Origin of the sequence: Pantoea sp. At-9b (genome assembly GCF_000175935.2) — a bacterium.
Taxonomy (GTDB): domain Bacteria; phylum Pseudomonadota; class Gammaproteobacteria; order Enterobacterales; family Enterobacteriaceae; genus Pantoea.
The window spans coordinates 35,671-59,548 of sequence record NC_014842.1; the positions used below are offsets into that span (position 1 = coordinate 35,671).

Annotated in this window: 26 protein-coding genes and 1 pseudogene; 22 read left to right on the top strand and 5 right to left on the bottom strand. The window is 54.7% G+C overall.

What is annotated here, in order from left to right:
• Nucleotides 1-329: 329 nt before the first annotated feature.
• The 7 genes from PAT9B_RS28940 (at nt 330) to PAT9B_RS28975 (ending at nt 8,602) form a co-directional block, all read left to right on the top strand.
• Entirely contained in the window at nt 330-4,157 is a 3,828-nt protein-coding gene (locus tag PAT9B_RS28940) for a hypothetical protein (RefSeq protein WP_013512839.1), read from the top strand.
• A 686-nt stretch (nt 4,158-4,843) separates the two neighbouring features.
• The gene (locus PAT9B_RS28950) at nt 4,844-5,194 is read left to right on the top strand and encodes a hypothetical protein (protein WP_013512841.1); all 351 of its coding nucleotides are present in this window, start codon (nt 4,844-4,846) and stop codon (nt 5,192-5,194) included.
• A gap of 85 nt (nt 5,195-5,279) precedes the next feature.
• Nucleotides 5,280-6,050, top strand: coding sequence for a hypothetical protein (locus PAT9B_RS28955; RefSeq protein ID WP_013512842.1), 771 nt, complete (start codon nt 5,280-5,282; stop codon nt 6,048-6,050).
• Between the two features lie 61 nt (nt 6,051-6,111).
• Complete coding sequence (locus PAT9B_RS28960; protein WP_041526340.1) at nt 6,112-6,891, top strand: site-specific integrase; 780 nt, start codon at nt 6,112-6,114, stop codon at nt 6,889-6,891.
• 291 nt (nt 6,892-7,182) lie between these two features.
• Nucleotides 7,183-7,827, top strand: coding sequence for a ParA family protein (locus tag PAT9B_RS28965; protein WP_013512844.1), 645 nt, complete (start codon nt 7,183-7,185; stop codon nt 7,825-7,827).
• 94 nt (nt 7,828-7,921) lie between these two features.
• On the top strand, nt 7,922-8,206 hold the full coding sequence (locus tag PAT9B_RS28970) for a hypothetical protein (protein WP_013512845.1): 285 nt from the start codon (nt 7,922-7,924) through the stop codon (nt 8,204-8,206).
• A 156-nt stretch (nt 8,207-8,362) separates the two neighbouring features.
• Entirely contained in the window at nt 8,363-8,602 is a 240-nt protein-coding gene (locus tag PAT9B_RS28975; RefSeq protein ID WP_150105919.1) for a hypothetical protein, read from the top strand.
• A 311-nt stretch (nt 8,603-8,913) separates the two neighbouring features.
• Here PAT9B_RS28975 and umuC read toward each other — a convergent pair whose 3' ends face one another.
• The gene (gene umuC / locus PAT9B_RS28985; RefSeq protein ID WP_013512848.1) at nt 8,914-10,188 is read right to left on the bottom strand and encodes a translesion error-prone DNA polymerase V subunit UmuC; all 1,275 of its coding nucleotides are present in this window, start codon (nt 10,186-10,188) and stop codon (nt 8,914-8,916) included.
• A gap of 8 nt (nt 10,189-10,196) precedes the next feature.
• Nucleotides 10,197-10,619, bottom strand: coding sequence for a translesion error-prone DNA polymerase V autoproteolytic subunit (gene umuD / locus PAT9B_RS28990; RefSeq protein WP_041526325.1), 423 nt, complete (start codon nt 10,617-10,619; stop codon nt 10,197-10,199).
• A gap of 1,419 nt (nt 10,620-12,038) precedes the next feature.
• Here umuD and PAT9B_RS29000 point away from each other — a divergent pair.
• The 7 genes from PAT9B_RS29000 to PAT9B_RS29030 all read left to right on the top strand — a co-directional run bounded on the left by PAT9B_RS29000 (nt 12,039) and on the right by PAT9B_RS29030 (nt 16,193).
• The gene (locus PAT9B_RS29000; protein WP_013512850.1) at nt 12,039-12,998 is read left to right on the top strand and encodes a DUF1281 domain-containing protein; all 960 of its coding nucleotides are present in this window, start codon (nt 12,039-12,041) and stop codon (nt 12,996-12,998) included.
• A 35-nt stretch (nt 12,999-13,033) separates the two neighbouring features.
• Nucleotides 13,034-13,282, top strand: a complete 249-nt coding sequence (locus PAT9B_RS29005; RefSeq protein ID WP_013512851.1) for a hypothetical protein — start codon at nt 13,034-13,036, stop codon at nt 13,280-13,282.
• Nucleotides 13,279-13,614: a hypothetical protein gene (locus tag PAT9B_RS29010; RefSeq protein WP_013512852.1), complete on the top strand. Its 336-nt coding sequence runs from the start codon at nt 13,279-13,281 to the stop codon at nt 13,612-13,614. The genes PAT9B_RS29005 and PAT9B_RS29010 overlap by 4 nt, the downstream gene beginning before the upstream one ends.
• 329 nt (nt 13,615-13,943) lie before the next feature.
• Nucleotides 13,944-14,588, top strand: coding sequence for a DNA methyltransferase (locus PAT9B_RS29015; protein ID WP_013512853.1), 645 nt, complete (start codon nt 13,944-13,946; stop codon nt 14,586-14,588).
• Between the two features lie 18 nt (nt 14,589-14,606).
• The gene (locus PAT9B_RS29020) at nt 14,607-14,843 is read left to right on the top strand and encodes a hypothetical protein (RefSeq protein ID WP_041526327.1); all 237 of its coding nucleotides are present in this window, start codon (nt 14,607-14,609) and stop codon (nt 14,841-14,843) included.
• Between the two features lie 478 nt (nt 14,844-15,321).
• Nucleotides 15,322-15,759, top strand: coding sequence for an antirestriction protein (locus PAT9B_RS29025; protein ID WP_013512855.1), 438 nt, complete (start codon nt 15,322-15,324; stop codon nt 15,757-15,759).
• A 44-nt stretch (nt 15,760-15,803) separates the two neighbouring features.
• The gene (locus tag PAT9B_RS29030; protein ID WP_013512856.1) at nt 15,804-16,193 is read left to right on the top strand and encodes a DUF1380 family protein; all 390 of its coding nucleotides are present in this window, start codon (nt 15,804-15,806) and stop codon (nt 16,191-16,193) included.
• Nucleotides 16,194-16,412: 219 nt separating this feature from the next.
• Here PAT9B_RS29030 and PAT9B_RS29035 read toward each other — a convergent pair whose 3' ends face one another.
• Nucleotides 16,413-16,670 (bottom strand): hypothetical protein, encoded by a 258-nt coding sequence (locus PAT9B_RS29035; protein WP_013512857.1) that lies wholly within the window; start codon nt 16,668-16,670, stop codon nt 16,413-16,415.
• A 241-nt stretch (nt 16,671-16,911) separates the two neighbouring features.
• Here PAT9B_RS29035 and PAT9B_RS29040 point away from each other — a divergent pair, with 241 nt between their 5' ends.
• The 6 genes and pseudogenes from PAT9B_RS29040 (at nt 16,912) to PAT9B_RS29070 (ending at nt 20,752) form a co-directional block, all read left to right on the top strand.
• On the top strand, nt 16,912-17,688 hold the full coding sequence (locus PAT9B_RS29040; RefSeq protein ID WP_013512858.1) for a hypothetical protein: 777 nt from the start codon (nt 16,912-16,914) through the stop codon (nt 17,686-17,688).
• A 41-nt stretch (nt 17,689-17,729) separates the two neighbouring features.
• Nucleotides 17,730-18,098 carry a hypothetical protein gene (locus PAT9B_RS29045; RefSeq protein ID WP_013512859.1) on the top strand — a complete coding sequence of 123 codons (369 nt, stop codon included), beginning with the start codon at nt 17,730-17,732 and terminating at the stop codon, nt 18,096-18,098.
• Between the two features lie 235 nt (nt 18,099-18,333).
• Nucleotides 18,334-18,903: a hypothetical protein gene (locus PAT9B_RS31340; RefSeq protein ID WP_013512861.1), complete on the top strand. Its 570-nt coding sequence runs from the start codon at nt 18,334-18,336 to the stop codon at nt 18,901-18,903.
• A gap of 90 nt (nt 18,904-18,993) precedes the next feature.
• On the top strand, nt 18,994-19,215 hold the full coding sequence (locus PAT9B_RS31055) for a hypothetical protein (protein WP_013512862.1): 222 nt from the start codon (nt 18,994-18,996) through the stop codon (nt 19,213-19,215).
• A 347-nt stretch (nt 19,216-19,562) separates the two neighbouring features.
• Entirely contained in the window at nt 19,563-19,874 is a 312-nt protein-coding gene (locus PAT9B_RS29065; protein WP_013512864.1) for a hypothetical protein, read from the top strand.
• 56 nt (nt 19,875-19,930) lie between these two features.
• Nucleotides 19,931-20,752 (top strand): annotated as a pseudogene (locus PAT9B_RS29070) (DUF932 domain-containing protein).
• A gap of 22 nt (nt 20,753-20,774) precedes the next feature.
• Here the strand turns inward: PAT9B_RS29070 and PAT9B_RS29075 are convergent.
• Nucleotides 20,775-21,308 carry a lytic transglycosylase domain-containing protein gene (locus PAT9B_RS29075; protein ID WP_013512865.1) on the bottom strand — a complete coding sequence of 178 codons (534 nt, stop codon included), beginning with the start codon at nt 21,306-21,308 and terminating at the stop codon, nt 20,775-20,777.
• Between the two features lie 46 nt (nt 21,309-21,354).
• On the opposite strand from PAT9B_RS29075, the gene PAT9B_RS30845 reads away from it, so the two are divergent.
• Both PAT9B_RS30845 and PAT9B_RS29080 read left to right on the top strand, forming a co-directional pair.
• The gene (locus PAT9B_RS30845) at nt 21,355-21,558 is read left to right on the top strand and encodes a hypothetical protein (protein ID WP_150105921.1); all 204 of its coding nucleotides are present in this window, start codon (nt 21,355-21,357) and stop codon (nt 21,556-21,558) included.
• A 600-nt stretch (nt 21,559-22,158) separates the two neighbouring features.
• A complete protein-coding gene (locus PAT9B_RS29080; RefSeq protein WP_013512866.1) occupies nt 22,159-22,551 on the top strand; it encodes a relaxosome protein TraM in 393 nt (130 codons plus the stop codon).
• A gap of 507 nt (nt 22,552-23,058) precedes the next feature.
• On the opposite strand, the gene PAT9B_RS29085 is transcribed toward PAT9B_RS29080, so the two are convergent.
• The gene (locus PAT9B_RS29085) at nt 23,059-23,679 is read right to left on the bottom strand and encodes a hypothetical protein (RefSeq protein ID WP_013512867.1); all 621 of its coding nucleotides are present in this window, start codon (nt 23,677-23,679) and stop codon (nt 23,059-23,061) included.
• Nucleotides 23,680-23,878: the final 199 nt, after the last annotated feature.

Below are 23,878 nucleotides of genomic sequence, written 5' to 3' on the forward strand. Positions count from 1 at the left end.
TGATGAGTGCCGCTTAGTCGCTGATTCGGCGTCGGGCTGACTTGTTCACTCAGAGCAATAATAGTCACTATTCATTTCAAAAAAGACAATAATGCAGATATAGCAACAATCCTCCTTAATTAATGCCTGTCCTGCATTAATATTTAACTATCCTCTCCCAGATCCGGAAAAGGGTGGACCCGGATCTTCTCTGAGATGGTTTGGAACGGTCCTGAAAGGTGTGATGTGTAACAAAGAAAGTGGCTGACGTTTGATGCTTTTTATGGCGGTTAAATTATCCGCGTCTAGGAGATATACTGATTCGTAAATAAAAAAATCAGGTAAAAACAATGATGCAATTACCACAGCTACCAAAATTCCTGAGAGGGAACCCCTGTGAGACTAACCAGAACGTACAGGTGATTTACAGCTATGAAGCCCTGACACCTTCTGTCATTGAAACACAAAAAGCACAGACTTATATCGAAGCGCTTAACTTTGCCTGTTCAAGGCCAGATATCAAAAATATTGCTGTGACCGGTCCATACGGGGCGGGAAAAAGCTCAGTTCTGCTGACTTGGGTCAAATCAAAGAGAAATGATTTACGCGTTATGACCGTCTCGCTCGCGGACTTTCACATGCAGGAAGACGTTGACAGCAAGCCCGGGGTGGAAAGTAAGGAGGGGGGAGGTGACCCATCTGGCAGTAACAAAGCAAGGGCTGAAGAGAAATCCATCGAGTACAGCATTCTGCAACAGCTTCTCTATAAAGAGAAAAAAAGCGCGTTACCTTATTCCCGTATAGAACGCATCTCGGATATTACCTCAGGGCAGGTCTCTGCTATGGCAGGTCATCTGCTGCTGATGCTTAGCATGGCAGCTGTCGGGATGCTGTTTCTGTTTCCTGATTACATCCGGGCTAAGCTGTCCCTTTCGCCGTGGCTGAGTCAGTTTCTGCTGGATCTGCCAGATGTGTGCAGGCTTGGAGGTGCAGGTGCATCTTTGTTTGCAGCTTTCTTCCTGATGCTGAAGAAGTTACACCGTATAGGCCTGTTTGACCGGCGCGTGAGTGTAGAAAAAATAGATATGCTGAAGGGAGCAATAACAACCCGTCCTTCTGCCCCTTCCCTTCTCAATGTCTATATTGACGAAATCGTGTATTTTTTCGAGCAGACCGAACATGACGTCGTGATTTTTGAGGATCTTGACCGCTACAATGATGGTGCTATTTTCATCAAGCTGCGCGAAATCAACCAGATCATCAATAACTGTCTGCCTGCTGACAAACCCGTCAGGTTCATCTATGCCGTCAGGGATGAACTGTTCAGCACTCCGGAATCCCGTACCAAATTTTTTGACTTTGTCATGCCCGTTATCCCGGTGATGGACAGCGAGAATGCCTCTGAGCATTTTTCCGGTAAGTTTACTGAATCTGAACTCAGCCAGCCCGGATTCAGGGAATGCCTGTCACGCATGTCAGTATTCATCCCTGATATGCGTGTTATGCATAATATTGCTAATGAGTTCCGGCTTTATCGAAATATTGTTAATAACGGTGAGGATCTTAAGCGGCTTGTCTCCCTGATTTCCTATAAAAATCTCTGCGCCGAGGATTATCATGGAATAGATAAGCGTAAAGGTGTTCTTTACGGAATTGTGTCCGCTTACACGTCTGGTGAGTTGAGGCGTATTTATGAAGAAGAAATAAAATCAGATATATTGAAATTTAAGTCTGAGTCTCAACTTATCATGGAGGAAGAGGCTACTGAAAGAGCAGAAATACGAAAAGACATCCTCACGCCATATATAAGTGATAAAACAACGAGCGCAGTGTATTTCCATCTGCATAATAATGTAACTTTTTCTCTTGAAGATGTGATAAAGAATGAGGATAATTTTTTAAATATGCTTGCTGGACATTCCTTTTACGTCAGGGTCAGGCAGTACAGCAATATAAACATCACGACGGTTGATTCAGCTGCCGCTCAGAATATAAAAGCTAGCTATGAAGAGAGATGTGAATATCTGCGATTAAGATCTGATGGTCGGGCCAGCCAGTTGCAGAGAAAAATTGAATCCCTCATCCAGAATATACAGGTCCTTCATGGCCGCGACCTTGCTTACTTCATTGACAGAATGAGAAGCGCTGGCTTCGCCGACTGGGTAAAAGCAAATGTGGTCAGCATCACAGGCGACAATGATTCTTCCGTTATAAGCAGTGAGCAGGTGGATTTCATTTATTTCCTTCTGAGACAAGGTTATCTGGCCACCGATTATATGTCTTATCGCTCCGTGTTTATGCCCGGCAGTCTGAGCGTTGAGGATAACAGCTTTATCAGGGCTGTCAGTGCAGGAAAGGCTCATAGTGAAACAACGGCCATAACGCTGAATAAAGTCGCAAACGTCGTGACAAAACTCAGTGGGCTCGGTTTACAGTTGCAGGATAATGCCTGGCATCCTCAGGTTCTTCTGCATTTCCTGCACAGTGACAGGACAGTGCTTCAGAATATCATTAATATGCAGACTGAGCACGGAGAGGAGCACCGCCTCATCAGGCTGGCTGAAGAGATATTCCCGCAGTGGGCTCTGGCAGACAGACTGGCATATGTGCAGCTTCTTGTATCGGACTACAAGCAGTTGGCAGTTCTTATCCGTCAACTGACATTGCTGCGGGATACGTCTGCCGAACGCCAGTTGTTGGCCCTGCTGCTGAGCGTGCCTGATCTGCCCTGGAGCATGCCCTCTGCTGACACGCAATCTGAACTGCAGCAGTTGTTATCTGGTTATTATGATTTACCGGAGACCGTTCCTGCAGGCTGCGTGGCTCAATTTACTGACAACCTGAAAAAGTCCGGAAATCTTATCTGGCACATCCCGCTGAGTGAGAGTGAGATTGGTAGAGAGGTGATCCGCGCGGTCGCTGAAAGAGATTTGTGGGCATATTCTTCATCAAACTTGCTAAATATATTTCTTTCTCTCGCTTCCGGAAATGGATGCGGTCTGCAGACATTCCGGCAGAAACCGATGTCATCGATTAAGTCGCTCCGGATTAATGAACTGAACGAATGCCTCGACCGGAATATGCACGACTTCATCAGGGAGATATTCATCAATTCCGCTGAAACTGAACTTGTTCCGGAGTTGCTGAATTCAGGAAGGATTAACTGGAGTGATGCAGAACTTATCGTGACAAAAATGAATTTTATTATTCATGATTTGGCTGAAGTTGATAACATTGAAGGTGAGGTGCCGGTACTTCGAGGTGAGAACTATCGACGTAATATCTATTCTCTCCTTCTTGAATTCGACCGGGTTTTGCCATCATCAAATCAGTTTGTATTTTTACTTGAAGAAGATTCGGATATTACCGAGGATGTAATCTGTAAATGGCTCAACAAAAACTATTCCGCATTCACAGGTGAATATATCTCTCTTTCTGAGGAACTCTTCACGCAACTGCTTACCAAAATAATCACGTCAGAAAAAATCAGTATTGAAGCGCTTGCCAAGGTTACAGAGATCTTCCCCGTTATGCTTACAACGGTGCCAGCTAATATTCGGCTGGAAAATGCTGCCGTGCTTATTTCCAGGAAATACTTCGCACCAACGTCATTTGTGTTTGAAGATCTTTATCAGGCTTTACATGAGAAAGGTGAACAGCTCACCCCGCTTCTTTATGAGTTCGTCTGTTACTATCCCGCGCTACTCAGTCAGAATTATGAACTCGTCTTGTATAAAGATGGGGAGTTCCATGAGGAACTTGCATGGCAGCTGCTGAATCAGGGAGATCTGTCCGGACAACAGTGCGCCGGTATACTGAACTGGCTGTGGGAACACGAATCGGGAATTTTTGATAGCGTATGGCTGCTCAGCCCTCAGGTGCTGAGTAATCTGGCCCCAATGCTGACCGATGACGCGCTGCGGCACGCATTGCTGATACAGTGCCTGAAAACTGGTGACATCCCTCACAGAGCCATCCGCTCAGTGCTGTCAACCTTCAAAGGCAGCTGCTATGCGGCTTTTCTTGCGGAAAGCACCTACCGTAACATTGAGTTCTCGGAACCCATGTGGCAGCTGGCCACGTTGCTCGAAATAAATGGTTTCATCCGCCGGGCCAAGAAAAGTCACAGCGACACTCGTATACGTATCGAGCCGCTCAGCAGCGCCGAGAATGAGTAACCTGAATCCATATTTAATTTCAGCTGCGGGCCCCGATTCTTCCGGCCTGCATGCTGGTTTCAGCATAGGGATTAGCTGGAAGTCGTAAATATGAGGAGAAGGTTATGTCAGCGTTCAGAGGGAGGCTTACGGTAAAAGGTAATCAGTGGGTGGCCACATTGCATGCAACATCAAACATACATCTGACCGATGTTAGTGTAAATGCATCCTCCTTATTCAGAATTAATGCTGTCAGTTCAAAGTAGCTTTTAATGCATAAATAAAGCTCATAAGCAGAATTCGAGATTTTTAATCAAAATCCTCCCTACCCCGTCATTTGTTAAATACCCCGGATCCGGAAAAGGGAGGAAGCGGATCTCCTGTGCCTGCTCGGCGGCTTTTTTGTCCGAACACAATATATAGTGGCATATTCGGCTGCAGAAGGCACAAGATACGGGATGCGTCAGGGTAAGGCGTCGAAGCAGAGGGTGCTTTTCCCCGGCGGCGGCGCGTGCTACGCTTCCGGGAAACTCCCTGATATGGAAGAAAGCGGATCCGGGGAAGACAGGGAGCAGGTAATTGCGGTAAGGGAATATAATCAGGGTGAAAGACAGGTGTGCTTACTGTCACTTATTGTGACTATTCCCATGGTGATAACCGTCCAGATAATCATGACTTAAGACATTATAAGGCGCATTACAGTGAAGATGATGGACAGTAACGTGCTGGACGAGATTGCCGGCCTCACGGCGGGCGCGTTCCGGCTGCGCGACCTGTGGCTCCGGGAAACCCGGATTGCCGGCGGCCCCTGGCAGGCGGCGCAGCGCCGCCGCGAGATCGTCACCGGCGGCGGCCGGGTCATCTGCACCCTGCTCGAAGACGGCGGTATTATTCCGGGCGCGTACCCGCGCACGCGGTTCGCGGGGGACGCCGGCAACCCGGAAATCACCCATGCCGCGGACGCCGGCGTCCGCGTGGAGCGGCTCGACGAGCACCTTTACCGCATACGGCAGGAGGCCACCCTCCGGCGGCTGAATGCCTCAGGGCCTGAGGACTGACGGGATGTCACAACAGAGCAGGAGCGGAGAATAAATGGATGGCGGGATTTGTGATGCCGTATTAATTCTATAGGGAAGATCGCTGATGAGCAGAACTAAAGACTATTTTATGGAGCTTGAAGAGGATCGCAGGGATGGCTGGATCTCCCATCATTATCCTGACGCAGAGGAAGGGTCTGAAGAGTGGGAGTATGCGGCTCTGGACTATGCGTCCTTCCTGGACTGGGAGGAGGCCGTGCATGAACAGCAATTTTTTGAAGAATCGCTTTCGAACATAAGCGACAGGTTCCAACACGCACTGCAGGAACTCGCCAGTATGGATGGCCGGCTTCAATCAATTAAGGATGATCTTCTGCTCAGGCTTATATTTTCGCACGCCATCACTGTACTTGACTCATATCTGATATACAGCGCGCGCGCTCTGCTCATGCATGACAAACATCTCGACCATTTTCTCTTACATGTCAAAAATGCCGGCTTCAGAAAAGATGATGTAAAAGAAATATTAAATCCCAAATGGACTGAGCAGGAGCCTGAACAAGTTACGCCTTATCATTTTTTCAGATGGCGCGCTCAGGCTGTTCTAACCCGAACGTCGTTTCAAAGCCCCAAATTCATCAAGCATTATTTCACCCTGATGCTGGCCACACCCCATGACTGGCCGCTGGATGAGCTTAAGCGTCTGGTTGAGACGCGCAATGACCTCATACACCGCAACGGGATAACGACCTCAGATGAACGTGTGAATCTAACGAGTTCTCGCGTAGCTGACGCCATCAGTTCGATAAGAATGCTGATTCTCGCCGCGGGCAGTACCTTTCATACCGAAGATGATCTTTTCAACGCAGAGTTTTGATAATGAAGAAAACAAACGGTATCTGTATCCACCGATTCAGCAAGTTGACGGGCGCAGTACAATGTCAGGAATGATTTCTTTCAACCCGCCTTCACAATCCCCTTCCCTACCCGTAGCTATCGATTACCCGGCGGCACTGGCGCTGCGCCAGATGGCCGCGATCGTCGACGACCTGCCGAAGTACCTGCTGGCGCCGGAGGTCAGCGCTCTGCTCCACTTCATGCCCGACCTTCGCCGCAGGATGCTGTTCACCACGCTCTGGAACACCGGCGCGCGCATCAGCGAGGCGCTTGCGTTGACGAGAGGGGACTTTCAGCTGCGCCAGCAGTACCCGTTCGTGCAGCTGGCCACGCTCAAGCAGCGGGAGGACAGGGCGGAGCGCCGCGCCGGCCGCCTCCCCGCCGGTACCGTGCCCCACCGGCTCGTGCCGCTGTCCGACGCGCAGTACGTCAATCAGCTGGAGATGATGATCGCCACCCTGCGCATCCCGCTGGAGCGCAGGAACGAAAAGACGGGGCGCACAGAGCGGGTGCGGCTGTGGGACATCACCGACCGCACGGCGCGCACCTGGCTGAATGAAGCCGTTGAGGCGGCGGCGTCAGAGGGAGTGAACTTCTCCGTGCCGGTGACCCTGCACACCTTCCGCCACAGCTACGCCATGCACATGCTGTACGCCGGCACCCCCCTCAAGGCGCTGCAGAGCCTACTCGGGCACAAGAGCGCGAAGTCGACGGAGGTGTATACCAGAGTGTTTGCGCTGGACGTGGCGGCGCGGCACCGGGTGCAGTTTTCGATGGCGGGCAACGAGGCGGTGGCGATGCTCAAAAAGAATGGGATATGAATATCACATGTCAGCGTAAACCCGGGGACTGGTAGTCCCCTGCCCTGCGGATAATCAATCATTATTTCATGAATATCCATCGTGTATACGTTGAATACCCCTTGGGTGTCTTTTGTGGTTCTGATGTGTATCTTTTGTGGTTGCATTGGGTACGTGAGGTGCTTGCCAACAATATTCTTTAGTGATATAAAAAACTAGTCCGCAGATATGCATTGGATATCTTAAGTGGATTCTCTGTGCGCACTTGGTGGATTCAATGTGCACTTGTCAGGTATACACTCGGTGGCGAATATGACAGTTATTGTTATGGCACATAATAAGGGCGGGGCAGGCAAGACTACTTCAGCTGTCCATATAGCGGGCGAACTCAAACCAACTAAAGCCCTGGACCTCGATACTCACAAAGGCCTCTCAATCATTCATGGTTTACGTCCTGAAGACAGGCAAATTCCTATATCAATCCCTGAGACCCAGGAAGAGTTGGTTCAAGAAATCAATCCGTTTAAAGAAAGCGAAGATATTTTATTTATTGACTGTGGTGGTTTCGACTCCGATATGACCCGTACAGCCGTCGCTTTTGCTGACCTGATTGTCGTCCCTGCGAAAGATTCTCTTACCGAGAGAATAGGTCTGATGAGCTTTGACAGAGTGTTGGGAGAAATTAGTGACATCATAGGACAGCATGTAGACGCTCACTTATTCTTGTGTAAAACAAATCCAAATAAAAAACACTACCCGAAGTTAGAGGCTCTACTTCCTTCATTCAATCACATAAAACTAATGAGAAGTCGTCTTTCATACCGAACTCAGGATTTTGAAGAAACAATCGAAACTGGTTTTGGCATCACTGAGTCTGTTCATGGGCGTGTTACTGCAGGTGGTAAAGAGGTGATTGCTATGGTTGAGGAAATGTTGGAGATCATCAGAGGAAAGTGAGTACTCAAAGGGATCACTAAAAATACACAAAGTGTATCTTTAGTGTATTCTATGCATATCTTTTGTAGATTTATTATGGATCCACGGTGTATCTATGACTAAAAAACTCGATTTTGCTAATCAACATGAAAAGCTTGCCGGGCTGATGAGTTCAGCAAAGCTTAAAACGTCGCCAGCCCCAGTCGAAAAACCTAGTGTCGATACCAGGCCTGTCGTCAAAAGCAAGGCTCGAAGCAAAAATCTAAGGGCTGTACCAGAAACCTACTTTGAAGCCCATGCGCAACTCAAGGCATCAAATAAGACCTCTCTGGATTTCAGTGCTTATATTCTTGAGGCCTTACGTGAGAAGCTGGAGAATGACGGGGCGCTAGAAAACTAGTTCACTAACAGGCATAAGTTGCGAATATATAATGAGTATTTATTGAGTTCACATTGCATACCTTATGTGTATACATTGAATATCTTATGGATGCTTAATGTGTATTGGATTTTTTCTATATAGACGACTCAATAAGGTATTCAAATGGAGGTAGATGTGAACAGAGCGTTAATGCTTGTATCGGGATATCTGGGGATTATAAAGCTCACCGGCAAAGACAGAAAAAGTGCTGCTGAATGGGGCTTTCTCCTGAGTGCCCTGTTCATCGTGCCGCTCTTTTTCTTGCCGCACGCCAGCGAGCTGATCAAAATTGGCCTTCAGCTGCTGTGGGGGGCCTGCGTATCACGTGCGGCATTCATGGCCAACGACAGCTGGAAGAAAAACAAATCCCGCTGAGCGGTGGCAGCAGGATGGAGAGTCAATATGTTAATGCATGAACTGTATAGCCGGTTCCGCGGGCAGGGAAGGGGGCTGACCATCACCCAGTCTGCAGATATGTTTAAAGGCAACGTTCGTAGGCGCCGTCCCGCGTTTGATGAGTGGACCCGGAAGCTGCATCCCGGTGACAGACTGCCCCGGGGGCGTTACTTCCGGGACAAAAAACCGGGGCTTCCTCTTTTAATCATGGATGAATTCTGGCTTTTTAACCGGTAAGGTAAGCCGCTCGCTGACCGATACCCTGAACTGTCCGGGATATCCGCGTTGTCTCAGAGTACCCGAGCAACGGGAATATCGCTCCAGCGCGTGGTCCATGCAGGTGAAAGCATCTCACGTTTCATCTGCCAGCCCGTATCCACGCCCTGACTCGCAAACCAGATATTCCCGAGCCCCGACTGGTTAATGCCATCTATCACCTTCATCAGCTGCGCACTTTTCGGCCTCGGGCGGTCCTCATCAAACAGGTTCAACTGGCTGACGCCGTGCGGCGTGAAGTCATCGAGCATCACGCCGGCTTTCATGTAGCGCCGGCCTTCCAGCCAGATGTGGTCAAGTGCTCGCATGGCCACCGCAATGATGTCCCGGGTATCCTGCGTGGGCAGCGTCAGCTTTTCGCCGGCGCTGTTGCCATAGAATACCTCCCCGGCCGCGTGGGGCGATGTCCGGATGAATACGCTGATGTGCCGGCAGAACTGGCGTTCACCCCGCAGCTTTTCAGCCGCCCGGGTGGCATACTGGCACAGTGCCTGCTGCATGGCCGATTTTGCGGTGATGCGCTCACCGAAAGAGCGGGAGCAGACAATCTGCTGCTTAGCCGGGGGCAGTTCCTCAAGCGGAATACAGGACTCCCCGTTCAGCTCGCGCACGGTTCGCTCAAGAACGACGGAAAAGTTTTTCCGGATAAAGGCCGGGTGGGTGCGCGCCAGCTCCAGCGCCGTGCGTATACCCATCGTGTTCAGTTTTTTGCCGATACGGCGCCCCACGCCCCAGATTTCCTCAACCGGCTGACGGGAGAGGAGGGTAGCAGTACGCTTCAGATTATCCGGCGTCAGCGCGAGCACGCCGCGGAACTGTTTCCATTCCTTGCTCGCCCATTGTGCTGATTTTGCCAGCGTTTTTGTCGGTCCCATGCCCACGCCGATGGTGAGTCCGGTGGTTGCCAGTACATGCTGACGCAGCCGCCGGCCGAAGTGCTCAAAGTCTTCACAGCCATTGATGCCGGTCAGCTCCAGGAACATCTCATCAATCGAATACTGCTCCACCTTTGGCGTCATTTCTTCCAGCGCTGACATCACCCTCTGGCTGAGACTGTGATAAAGCCCGTAATTGCTGCTGAAGACATGCACCCTTTCAGGAAAGTCCGCGTTCTTTATCTGAAACCACGGTACGCCCATTTTTATACCGAGCATTTTTGAGCGGGCGCTGCGTGCGATTACGCAGCCATCATTGTTACTGAGCACCACCACGGCCTGACCACGCAGGTCGGGCCGGAACAGCGCCTCGCAGCTGGCATAAAAGCTGTTCACATCGGCCAGTCCGAACATCGGCAGACTTACCTCCGGCGCGCGCGGGTGCTGTGGAAGAACCAGGTCACCACGCCCATCAGCTGCAGCGACTCCGGGTAAATGGCGGGATAAGCCGGACTCATCGGCAGCAGCGCCAGTCGCGGATGCAGCTGCAGGCGCTTGACGGTGAACTCCCCGTTCACCTCGGCGATCACCACATCGCCGTGGCAGGCTTCTTCCGCCCGGTCAACGACCATGACGTCACCGTCGAACAGCCCCAGGTCCTCCATGCTGCTGCCGCTCGCCCGGACAAAGTAGCTGGCCGCCGGGCGGCGGATGCACAACTCATTGAGATCGAGCTCGGACTCGACATAATCCGCGGCCGGGCTGGGGAACCCGGCCGGGCACAGATCGGCATAAAACGGAATGCCCAGCTGAACCCGGTGTTCTGCGGGACGAAGCAGGGTCATGCCTGTCGGTCCTGGCAGAGTTTCACTCTCAGCATGTCCCGACTGTCTATCGTAAAGCGGAGGGGTGCTATGAGCCTGTGGCATGGTTTTACCTCTGAATATAACTGTATTTATATACAGTATCGTATCGCATGAAGCCGATCGCAAGAGGGCAGGGGAGAGAACCGGAGCCTGCGTGAACCATGTGGCTGACGCGGCAGGCAATTTTATTTCTCCGCGGCTATGCCGGAAACCGCACTATAATCACGGTGAGCAACATAGCGTAGCGGCAGGGATGCCTTCCTTAAGGACTCCTTCTTCTGCCCGGTCTCCGCCGGGCTTTTTTTATCCCCGGGCCTTCAGTCCATTCCGGGCGTAAGCAGACTCTATCTGCCACCGGTGACGTGACGCTTCCTCGCCACGGCTGTTCGTTCCTCGCTGGCGCTGCGGTACGCCTCAGCCGTGACTGCGGCGAGCGTTGCTGGCAGACGGTAAAGGGCGGGTTATTATTTCCGGTCAGTTATTGTGCAGAGCAGAGACGGCGTTTTATGCTGCCGGTAACAATAATAAAACTCTGGGGTCTTTATGGACGGGCGCACTTCTCCCGGGCGGTTTCTTGCTTATCTTATGGCTGAGCACGATATTTCCGTGGAAATGTTCTGCCGGCGTACCGGACTGGATAATGCTGACGTGTGGGCCTTTCTCGGGGGGCGAATTCCAGTCACGCCCGGACTGGCTGAGCAGCTGGGCAGAGTGTTTCACTCGCCAGGATTCTGGCTCATCCGGCAGGCCATGTGGGAGCTGAAGGCGCCTGCTGCAGATGACAGGACGGACTGAACGGCGTGGTCATTCCGCCCGGTGCGTGATAATTTCTGACAGGCCTGCGCGGGCTCCCTGCTTAAGCCACATTTCGTTACAGGGTTGCATTGTCCCGCCACTGAATTATTATTCTTCTGCTACTCACTATTGCATGGCAGTCTTCATGCACTCACGTTACCCCTGTGGTCTCTCTGACAGCCGCAGGGGTCTTTTTTAAGCGAGCCGGCCTGAAGACCGGACACCTGAGTCGATATGGCTTCATCGCCCGGTTTAACCTCCCGGGCTTTTTTTTGTCCATTTTCTGAAGGCCGTCGCTGCGCTCCGCTTCCATGCGGCGCGGCGTACCGCCTGACGCCGCCTGCTGTTCAGCCCCTCACTTTCCTGCCGGTTTCACGCGCCACCCAGGGGCACGCCGTGCCTTCACGATAGCCGGGCCGCCTCTCAGACAAGGGACGCTGTCGCCGGCCTGTTCACCCGTTCCCCGCCGTGCGCGGGACATTCAGTCCGCTCCGGCGGCGCGTGCGGCTTCACGTCCGCCCCTGTCTGTTCAGCTTTTCGCCCGTCTGTTGTGGCGGCACGGCGTGAGAGTGCGCCGTGCAACCATCAACGGAGGAGAGGAACATGCCGAACTGGTGCTGTAACCGGCTGCGCGTGAGCGGCCGCAGTGAAGATATCGGGCAGGTGAGGGCGCTGTTTGCCGGCGGCGGTTATCCGTCGTATGCGCGGGCGGCAGCGGAGGGTGTCCAGCTGTTCCTGGCCGGGTGTGCCGGGATTCTGCGCCCGGCAGACGGTGAACATTATGCGCCGTATCCGGCGCTGACGGGCGCGAAAGGTTACCCGTCGTGTGCAGAAGAAGGACGCGACGGACATCACGATGTGTCAGGTAATCAGGCGTTTACGCAGTGGCTGTGCTGCCTGCGCGAGGGCACTGTGCTGACGGACGCCGCGTGCGATGACCTGCATGCCCTGTGGCTGGAAAGTGGCCTGCGTGACCGGCGCTGGAATGACCTGACTCCGGCCCGGCAGGAATGCATCGTCGCCGTGTTCGCCGGGCAGCGTCACGACTGGTGCGGAAGTTTTTCCGCCACCACCGTGCAGACATGGTGGGATACCGTCTGTGACGGTCTGCCGGAGCTGAAGGCACAGCCCCTCGACCTGCTGATGGTGCTGCCGCCGCGGCTGGATGTGGAAATCAACGGCTTTAACGGGCGTCTGCTGGCTGGCGTGCCTTCCGGTTACGACTGGTACACACACCACTATGGCACCAAATGGCCGCGCGGGTATGACCTGAATATCTGTAACGGTGGTGAGGACTGGCTGGCGGTGGACTTCGACACGCCGTGGTCGCCGCCGTCGGAGTCGTTACTGGCCGCCCTGAGTGGGCGTTACGGCGTCACCGTCGAACACTGGTACGCCGAAAGAGGGTGTGACTACTGCGGTTATGCCCTCTACAGCGATGGTGAGCAGGCAGAGGCGTGCTGCGATTCACTGGAGTGGAGTGAGGAAGAAGACGAAGACGGATTCCGGGAAGTGACCGGCCCGGCATGGATTGTGGATAACGTGGCGCATTTCGGCGGCTGACAGGAGGCGGCGGGCGCAGGCCCGCCGGAAAGAGCATGAATAAACCCGTCACCATCGCTGATTTTATTGCACATCTGCAGCGTTTTGCCCCCGCAGTACCCTGCGTCTGCCACATCTGGATTGCGGATGATTTTGAAGACGTTGCCCCGGAGCTGACCCCGGACGAGGTGCTGGCCACGCTGGCGCTGGCTGACGCCACCCTCGATGCTGACACCAGCCTCAGCTGGTACTTCCTGCGTCACTGCGCTGACACCGTGCTGGCCCGGCGGGAGGAGGACGTATGAAAATCTGGCTGGTTTCCTTTCAGACAGAGTGGCAAGGCGCATGTTCAGAGGAACACCTGCTTATCCGGTCTCAGGACGCGTTGCTGACTGAAGCGGCGTGTACGCATATGGGCCGGACGTGGTGGAAGGAGGATGCCTGTGAGAGTGAGGGCTGTTACTGGCGCTTCGGCGGCAACGATGTCTGGCTGAAGGCCGTCGTCCTGCTCAGCGACGCACAGGCGCAGACGCTTACCGGCCTCCGCTTCCTGGATGAGTGGACCGTGACCGGCACCCCTGACGCGCCGGTGGTACGGGACCGGAATGGTAACCACTGGCAGGACTTCCGCGACTGAAAACGGAAACAAAGCGGCCGCCCGACGGGCGGCGCTTTCCACTGAAAGGATAATGACGTCGCTGCGCTCCGCGCTTATGCCGCTCCCCGTCCTGCGGCCGGAAAACGGCGGGCAGAAAGTGCCGTGCCCTCACGGTAGCCGGGCGGCCTCGCAGACAAGGGAAGCCTTGCCGCCATCCTCACCCGTTCCCCGCCGTGCGCGGGACATTCAGTCCGCTCCGGCGGCGCGTGCGGCTTCCGGTGTCGCCCCTGTCTGCTCTGCTGTTCGCCCGTCTGTGTGGAGGTCACGGCACCACTACCGGTGCCCCTTTCACACACAGGAGCATCACTATGTCACGATTCATGCACGGCGACAGCGTACAGGTTATGGGCGGCTTTCCGGATAACAGCATTGATTTCATATTAACCGACCCGCCTTACCTCGTCGGCTTTAAGGACCGTTCCGGCCGCTCAATTGCCAACGACGTTAACAGCGAGTGGGTGCTGCCGGCCAGTCAGCAGATGTACCGGGTGCTGAAAACCAACAGCCTGGCGGTGAGCTTCTACGGCTGGAACCGCGTCGATATCTTTATGCAGGCCTGGAAAGCGGCGGGTTTCCGCGTTGTCGGCCACCTCGTTTTCACCAAGCCCTACGCCTCAAAGTCCGCCTTCGTCGGCTACCAGCACGAGAGTGCGTATGTGCTGGCCAAAGGGCGCCCGGCCCTGCCGCGTAACCCGCTGCCGGACGTGATGCCCTGGCAGTACACCGGCAACCGCCACCACCCGACGGAAAAGCCGGTCAGCATCCTGCGGCCGCTGATTGAGAGCTTCACGCAGCCCGGCGACCTGGTTCTGGACCCGTTTGCGGGTTCGGGGTCGACCTGCGTCGCGGCGGACCAGTGCGGGCGACGCTGGATTGGCATCGAGCTGATGGAGCAGTACCACACGGCGGCCCTGCGTCGCCTCGGTGAACAGCGTGCCGCACGCGCGGCCTGACGGAGAATAATCATTGTGATGAGTACAGATAATCAGCAGCAGCGCGCCCGTGACCGCCTGGCGGAAGACGTGGCCGACATTGACGATACCCTGACGGAGCTGTTTCTGCGCATCCATGCGATGCGTCAGTATTGCCCGCGCGACAGTGACAGCGCGGACCTGCGCCTGACCATGCTGGCGGTGGAGGATATCCACCGGGTGCTGACGGACGCGTCGCGGCGGGCGGCCCGGCTGCGGTCCTGTCTGCGGGGATGACTGAGCATACCGGGGTGTGATTAAAAAACGACCACACCCCGAAAGGGCGGATGCTCAGCGGCAGGGCCATTTTTATCCACAGATTTCCGGGCGTGATATGCACCCGGATTGTGGATAAATGTCACGGAAGGTTCATAAAAGGATGTTGCTGCGCGCCACATTTATGCCGCCCGGCGGCGGAAGGGCAGAAAACCGGTCCGTGCGGCCTGCGGCCGGTGCCGTGACTTCACTTTAGCCCGGCCGCTGCGTGTTCAAGAGATCGCAGGCTCGCCTCCTCGCCCGTTCGCACTCGCGCCGGGGCGCTGACTCCCGTCGCGCTTCCGCTCATGCTTCGCGTCAGCACCGTCCGTCATCCCCCCTCTGCTCGCTTGCGCTGCGGCCTCGTCGTCGCTCATGAACACTCCGCTTTCCGCCGGGCTGTCATTCAGTCACGGCACAGGCCGGAACTGTTAACCACCCTGACTGCGGAGATTTTCTGATGAATACAGCCACCCCTGACTTTCAGCCTGCGCGCATCCTGGACGGCTACGTGCGCCTGCGTTTTTTGCCCGCCCTGTTCGGCGACGATTTCTTTCGCGCTGAATATAACGTGTATCTGTACGCCGACCGTTACCTGGAGGGATATGACGGGGCTGTGTGGGACTTCGCGCAGCTGCCGGACAGCGGCGGCTTTATGAAGCCCGCCACGGATGAAAGCTGGCGCTTTGTGAACCCGAATAACGGCAGCGATATGACGGTAAGCAGCGAGGCGGCGGGGATCATCATCACGGCGCTGGTGCTGAACCACCGGAGCTGGATGTATGACCGGCACGATGAGGAAGAACTGTGCCGTCATTACTGCCTGCGCCACCGCCAGCTGATGGCGTATACAGAAACCCACCCGGAAGCGGCCGCGATTTTCCGCGCTCTGGACTGATAACGGCCGGGGCGGCGGTGCCGCCCCGCAGAGGAGATATCGCGATGACCGGACACGGTAATGTGAATGAAATCTGTGCGTGGCTGCTGCGTGATTACGGCCCGGACATGCGCCTGACGGCGCTGATCTGGACGGCGCAGGACGTGCATCACTGCACGGAGGGAATGGGCACGACGGACGACGAAGCGGAGATTGTCCTGGCGGATATCGCCGCGCACCGGGAGCACCACGACACCGGTATTGACCGGCAGGCGGTACGCGAAATGGTGAGAAACTGGCGTGCGGAGGCGCATCGTACCCGCATGGTGAGCCTGCCAGCTGACAGCCTGGAGGCGCTGCTGAACAGCGCAGGGCGGTGGCTGGTATCCGGGGGTGAAGACGCTGACGGTATCCGTCAGGCTGTCGGGCTGGCGCAGGAAGCGCTGGGGAAATGACGGCGGCGGGCAGGGAAGCCCGTTCCTGCGGTGAGGCCGCCGGAAAACCCTGCCGCTGCGCGGCGGTGGAGAAAGCCCGCGCCTGCGGCGCGCCTTCCGCACCCTGCATTCACTGTGTTCTGTCGTACAGTGCTGGTTTTCAGCATTGCTGAACCGGAACTGGCCACTGTCTGACCGGTCTGCGCTTTGTTTCTGCTTCTGAAACCAGAAATGCCACCATCACAACCAGAAAACACGGCAAAAACCGGGGCCACGCTCCGGCTTCCCGTCCGTTCCGGCCGGGTCGTCGAGCCCTATGTCGCTAAGCGGCAAGCCGCCAAGCGCCACCGAACCCCTGCGGGTTTCGTCCGCGAGCGGTTTCGGGCTGATGTCCAGGTTCAACGGCTGCAACCGGCTGTCGCCGGTGCGTTCACCGGGCGCGCAGCGCCCTTTAATGCCGCCCCGCCGTTCCGTCGTGTCGGGTGTGTTCCTGCTCATCTCCCCCTGTCGTGCAGCCTGTTCCGGCGTGTTCCCCGCGGAGGGCTGGTCGTAGCACAGTCAGATTCACTCCCGAAAGCGCACCGCTTCGCTGCCTCCTCACCCGTTCGCACTCGCTCTGCTCGCTTGCGCTGCGGCTTCCGGGGGCTCCCTTTCTCCGTTCACTGCCGGTGCTACTTTGCCCTTCGCCGCGAGGAACTCACCGAAACAGGGTTAAAGCAACCGATAAGAGGAAACCAGCATGAACACACAGAACGTCAACACCGCCGCTTCAGAATCTACCGAAACAGGGGTGAAGGACTTTTCCGTTATTTACCTTTCCCGTAAGGCCAGTGCGTTGATTAACCTCGCAAAAAAGGAAGGCGACCTGCTGATGTTCCGTGCATTTGAACGTCTCGGCATTGAGGCACCGGATCATGGTGATGAACTTTTCGCCCCGCAGGAAGCGGCCTTACTGGTGACAGAGCTGGCAGAGATGGGCGGAGTAACCACCCCGGCTGTGTATGACATAGTCCGCTCCGTGGAGTCCCTGTCACAGGATCTGAATTCATACCTGTGGCGCGAAGAATACCCGGAAAACCTGCCGGAGCTGGCGGTGTTTCAGGCCGCATCGGCAGAAAAGAAAGCACAGACTCTTCGGGGTATGAAAACGGCCGCGCATGAGTCTGCTGATACACGGGCTGACGTGCCGGAAATACCTGGCCTCAGTCAGGCACTGCGCAACGATCTGGCTTATCTGGCTGCACTCAGCACGAGAGAGATGGATGAGGCTGAACGTGAGGAACTGCTGTACGGCACGATACGGAATATGGCGGATCGGGTCTGCGACACGGTAACGGACTGGACCCGCCCGCGTCCGGTGGTGCCGTTTTCATCGCTGTCAGCCTGGAACCGTGCCGGGCAGCTTGCCCTGAACCTGTTTGGGGAAACCGGTGAAGCCGCGTGGCGGGAGGGCTGTTCTCACCTGGCGCTGTTACTGATGGCAGGGTATTCCATGTATGTGGCTGATATTGCGTGATTATTTATCCGGCAGTCAGAGTGCCGGGTCGGGAGTTAACCATGAAGACGCATCACGCAGGCAGGGCAGCTACGTCCCTGCCGGAAAAATTCACGCCACCTGCCGGTCTGTCGCCGGAGCTGGCCGACAGTCTTGCAGAACTGACCGCACTGCGCACGCAGAATCTGAGCGACAGCGAACAGCATGCGCGGCTCTGGTCCGTGCTGAGCAACCTGGCGCAGGTGGTTGCCGAAACCGCAACCGGCGACGTGCTGCCGCTGGCCTCATTCCGGGCCTGGATACTGGCGAGTCATATCGTGCACGAGCGTTTCGGCCTGGCGGGAGAGGTGGCGTGGGGGCGGGCCAGCGGCTGGCTGGCCGGACGTCTCAGTGAAATCAGTGCCGGAGCATCCGGCGGACCACAGGCGTAAAAAAAGCAGGCATCCTGCCTGCTTCTTAAACGGCGGGAACTCCCCCCCGGGAAAACCCGCCACGTCAAAAAACTGTACTGGAGAGTTATATGAATTCTGACCCGCAAATCCTGTCACAGGCAGAGGCGTTTGTAAATGCCCTGAGAAACGGACGCAGGGCCACCATGCGGCCCATGCCATTCCGGCAGTGGCCGCAGTTTATGCAGGCTGTACACACAATGATGGAGGCAAAAGCATGAGTACGGGAACCCTTCAGAATGCGGCATCAGCGCTGACGCCGGTCACCCAGGCCGATATCGTCCGCGTGATGGGTGCATACTGTTTTATCCGTCTTGATAACGGCGATGAGGCATTTTTCCACAACGGGCACTGGCTGGACGGCGCAGACGCCGCCAGCGGCGAACCCTCCGTGCTCGGCCTTGCACAGCGTGCGGCGCGGGCAGGGGAAAAATTCCTGCGCTGCATGGAGCTGCCGGTGCCGGATTCGGCAGAGTGGTGCTGGAGCGACGTCGCGGAGCAGCTGGCGCGCAGCGCCGTCACGCTGAGCGTGCGCATGGAGCTTATCGTCACGGGCTGCGAAACGCGGCAGGGGAGGGGCGTGCACTTCTGTAACGACCCGCTGCTGAGCGGTATCAACAGCAATCTGTGGTTTCCGGTGCGCCCGGATGAGGACTGGTTTGCGGGCATTGAACGGATTCTGGTGATGAACGGCGTAGCGGAGAACGTAGTCAGCCTGACGCCGTTGCGGGACAGCCCGACCTGTACCGACTGGAAAGTTATCTGTAACCGGAAAATCATTGCCTGATACGAAAAAGGGCAGGGGGGTGCCCCTGCCCGGTTTCGTCACCAGTCAGGTAAAACCGGCAACATTACCTGAACCTCGGAGAAGCCGTCCATGTCTTCATCAGTAACTGTAGCAGCTGCCTGTTATCCTGCTTATCACGAACTCTTTTTTGCGGACCTGGTCACCCTGGCCGGGGAAGAGGGCGGGATGCTGCCCTTCGATGCTGATAACGCAGACCGCGTCAGCGCCGACGCTGCGGCGCTGGTTGCCTTTGCAGAACGGACCGGTCCGGACCACGCGGGGCGTGTTCCGGGCCTCCCGGCCAGGGTCTGATGGCGAAGGTCGGGGGCTGCAACCGGCTGTCGCCGGTGCGTTCACCGGGCGCGCTGCGCCCTGTAATGCCGCCACGCCGTTCCGTCGTGTCGGGTGTGTTCCTGCTCATCTCCCGATCGTGCAGCCTGTTCCGGTGTGCTCCCCGCGGAGGGCTGTTCGTAGCACCGTTCTCCGTCTGCCCTGAAGGGTACGCTTCGCCGTTCCTCGCCCGTTCGCACTCGCTCTGCTCGCTTGCGCTGCGGCCTCCGGTGACGCCCTTCGTGCATCCCTCGCCCGTCGCTACTCTGCCCTTCGCCGCGAGGAACTCACCGAAACAGGGTTAAAGCAACCGATAAGAGGAAACCAGCATGAACACACAGAACGTCAACACCGCCGCTTCAGAATCTACCGAAACAGGCGTGAAGAGACAGGAAAACCGCGACCTGAGTCCGGCTCAGTTTGCGGACCTTTACCTCTGGATCCGTGCAAACGGTGAGTTTACCGGTGTGGCGGGCATGCACTGGGCCGTACTGGCCGGACTGACGCTCATTGAGGAGCCCACCCCGGAGCCGGAAGCCCTGAAAATTTACGTCCACAAAGGGTATCCCGTGGCCGTCCAGGAATATGACACCGGATTTGTGGTCGTCCGGGCGTATTACGCCGCCGCTGCCGGGCAATGATCCCGGCCGGAAAACACGTCGATTTCACCGTCTTTCTCAATATAAGGAATTTTATTATGGTCCGTTTTGCCACCCGCTACGCCGCCCCCACGTCTGTCCGTAAAAATAATCCACTGACCAATGATGAGCTGATGCGCGTCGTGCCGAGCGCCTTTTCCGCTGAAAAACACGACTCCCGATCTGACCGGTATACGTATATTCCAACCATCACCCTGCTGGATAAACTGCGCGACGAAGGTTTCCAGCCTTATTACGCCAGTCAGTTACGCGTGCGCGACCCGGAGCGCCGTGACTTTACCAGACACATGATCCGCCTGCGCCGGGGAAATAATCTGTCCGGTGAAGAAGTTCCTGAAATTGTTTTACTGAACAGCCATGACGGATCGAGCGGTTATAAAATGATCCCCGGTATTTTCCGCTAGGTGTGTACCAACGGACTGGTGTGCTGGAAATCATTTGGTGAAATCAGCGTGCCGCATAAAGGAGATATTGTGTCGCAGGTGATTGAGGGGGCTTATGAGGTGCTCGGGGTGTTCGATAAGGTTGAAAATAACATCGACATGATGAAAGCCATTCAGGTAAACAGCGAAGAACGCCGCCTGCTGGGACAACTGGCGCTGGAGTATAAATATGAGGGAAAGGAGCCGCCTGTATCGGCAGAACGAATTATTCAGCCGCGCGCCTGGTATGACAAAGGCACCGATTTGTGGACCGCGTTTAATATTGTCCAGGAGAATCTTATCAAGGGCGGCGTCCCCGGCAGAACGGCGAAAGGAAAAAGAACTACGACCCGGCCGGTAACGGGAATTGATGGCGATATAAAACTTAATCAGGCGCTGTGGAAAATGGCGGAGGAGTTCGCAAAACTCAAAGCATAGCGATTAACCCCGGTGTGCTGGGTTATTTTATGGGGGTGTCAACGTCTGCGCTGATAAAGGTTTCCGGCGCAGGCGTTTTTTTATTCTTCTGTGTCATGGCAACATAAACCTCATCGCGGGCGATCAGCACGCGATAGATACTTTTAATTATTGCTGCATACTCCCGACGCTGTTTTATCAGCTTCGGGCTGGGTCCGGTATTATACATTCCGACGCTGTCCCAGTTTCTGCCGTACTGTCTGAAGTTGCGCGCCTCGATCCATGCGCCGGTATAAATGCAGATGCACGGATCTTTCAGCAGCCTTTCCCGCGTAATATCAAACTTTTTCAGCTGACTGAAATGAGAACTGTTGATCTGCATGTTGCAGACGTCATGCGTTCCCCCGCTACTTTTGGTATTCAGCGCATTATTACGCATGCGTGATTCCTGAATGGAGTGTGCCATCAGCAGGCGCGGATCAATACCGAAATCCTTTCCGGCTTTCGTGAAGCACATTTCCGGTTCGGCCTGCACGCTGAATACAGCGGCGAGCCCGAGAACAGCAAACCATTTCATTCTGATAATCTCACGTGCATGCGCATAATGCGCCAGGCGGGTTCGTGTGAAAAATACGCGTTCAGATCATCGCTGGCAAGATAATTCGTTACAGACGCGCACGCGGCGCTTGAGGCAGTCTGATGAAGACCATCCCGGATATAAAGAATTCATGAGGATGGCGTTATTTAACAAGCCGCTCTCCGGGGGCTATCTTTCATCACACCCCACGCAAGATTTTATCTTGCGGTTTTTTGTTTTTAAAACATGACGTTACTGGTGATATTTTACTGCATCCGGCCTGTATGCGCGAAATAGTGTGTTAATTAACACACTTTGCAGTGCCGGATTAGATGATATGACAGTGCCGGATTGTGTGTTAATGCAGTGCCGGATTGTGTGCTGATACAGTGCCGGATGGTGTGTTAATCAGGCACTGCAAACGGCACTGCAGGGTGTGTTAATTGTAGCTATTGTTTTAAATCAATATTTTATTTTGATAGAGATCACATGTAGTGCCGGATTAACACACATGAAAACCGGGCACAGTGCCGGATTAACACACACAAAAACCGGGCACAGTGCCGGATTAACACACATAAAAACCGGGCACAGTGCCGGATTAACACACATAAAAACCGGGCACTGTGCCGGATTAACACACATAAAAACCGGGCACTGTGCCGGATTAACACACCTGATAAAATTAATGCACGGTGCCGGATTGACACACAGTGAAATCCGTAAGAATAATAAAAAAAGGAACTGTAAGGGTTCATCCCGTCCCGGTGGCAGACCCGGAGTTAAAAAACAAAAATATACAACACACAGCGGACAGGAAATACCCCGTTCGTGCAGTAAGGAAAATGGTATGGCCAGAAGAAATATCTACTTCAAAGAAAAAACCGAGAGGGAAGTGCAGGAGCTGGTACAGATTGAGATTCAGAACGGGGCCACGCACGGTGACGTGAACTTTTCCTCCGTGGTGAATGAACTGGTCGGCATCGGTCTGATGGTGAAGAAACACCAGGGTGAGGGGAATAAATTCGACATGGAGGGATTTAACCGGGATTTAATCCGCAGGGTCTCCGGCAGTCGTGAAGGCATCAGCATCATGATGGCGATGCTCTCCGAAATGTATCTGCGGATCCGGGGTGAAGACGTGGACAACGGGCTGGAAGAGATTATTGACCGTAACCTTTCGTCCATGTCCGCCGCTGAAGATAAAGCGGAGAGTAAACACTTTCTTCTGGAAGACAATTAATCACCCTGGTTTTTCTGTATCCGGTCTGAAGCTGGTCACGAATTTTAATTAAATAACCGCCGGAGAAGTCGGCGGTTTTCTCACCCAGTAAAACTCATCATGTTTTCTGTCCTGTATCACTGAACAGGTAAGCCCCCTCCGCGACAAACACAACTGTATGTTATGATTTTCGGCAGAAAGACTGCGTCAGGTTTTTATTTTTCTCTCCGGCATGCAGGCAAGGTGTGACGGAACATTCTGTGCCGGCGTTATCTGATGCCATCGTGGTGTTAATGATTTATTCCGGCAGGAATGAGAAATGTTTTTACTGAACCCTGACTGTGTCCGGTATATTGCGGTTGCTGCAGGAGGGATCATCCAGGCAGTCCTGCCGGTCTGACTCCGGCGCAGATTTATGCTTCCTGTCCGGGATTAAAAATTACGGGGTCGGCCAGGCTTATCCTTTTTTACGGAGATTTCCTGAAAGAGATAAAAAAGCCGGGCATCCTGCCCGGCCTGAAGACTGCCTTACTGCTTTTCTTTTTTTTCTTCCCCGGTGTTATTCGTCAGCGGGTTTTCCGCCACCGCCACTTTTTCCGCAATAAATTCGTCAAAGAGAATGGCCAGTTCACGCAGGCGCCTGACTTCTTCGTTCTCCGGCAGCTGCTGCTCCGTGAAATAATTCAGGGAATCCAGCAGGCGCTCCATAATTTCCTGATTCACGCTGCGCTGATTAAATCGCGCACTGATTTCCATATCGCGGCGTAAATTAAGGGGAAAGCTGCTGCTGAACGCCCGGTTCTTTCCCGGCACGAACGTTTTCCTGTCCGCCCCGTTATTTTCCTGTACCGCATACTCCCGGCGGATAATATCCAGCCGTGACTGGAGGAACTCATCAAATAATCTTGCCAGCGCAACCATCCGCTGACCCTCATCGGTTTTAATCACCGGCCGGCGCGGCGTGAACCGCAGGGAACTTACCAGGCGACTGATGACTTCATCATTCGTCGTATACCCTCTGACGCGGGCGGCGACCCGCAGCTCCATCAGCAGGTTCTCCGGCAGCCACAGCTTGCGGTACTGCATTTCTCCCTGTGCGTACTTGCGGGGACGTCCGCGTCCGTCTCCCAGCTTCTCTTTGACCTTCATGTTGTTATGACCCCCTTACGAGGCGTGCCCTGAGTAAGCGGAAAGCCTACGCGCCTGCCGTCCGGGAATAATCCTAAAAATCTTAAAGTGAAGGGTTAAAAGTGTGACATACGTCACAGATTTTTTTTTTTTGAGTAAATGTACACTTACGTCGCGTTACGTCTGTTTACGCGCAATGACATTTCCTTAACTCAAACTG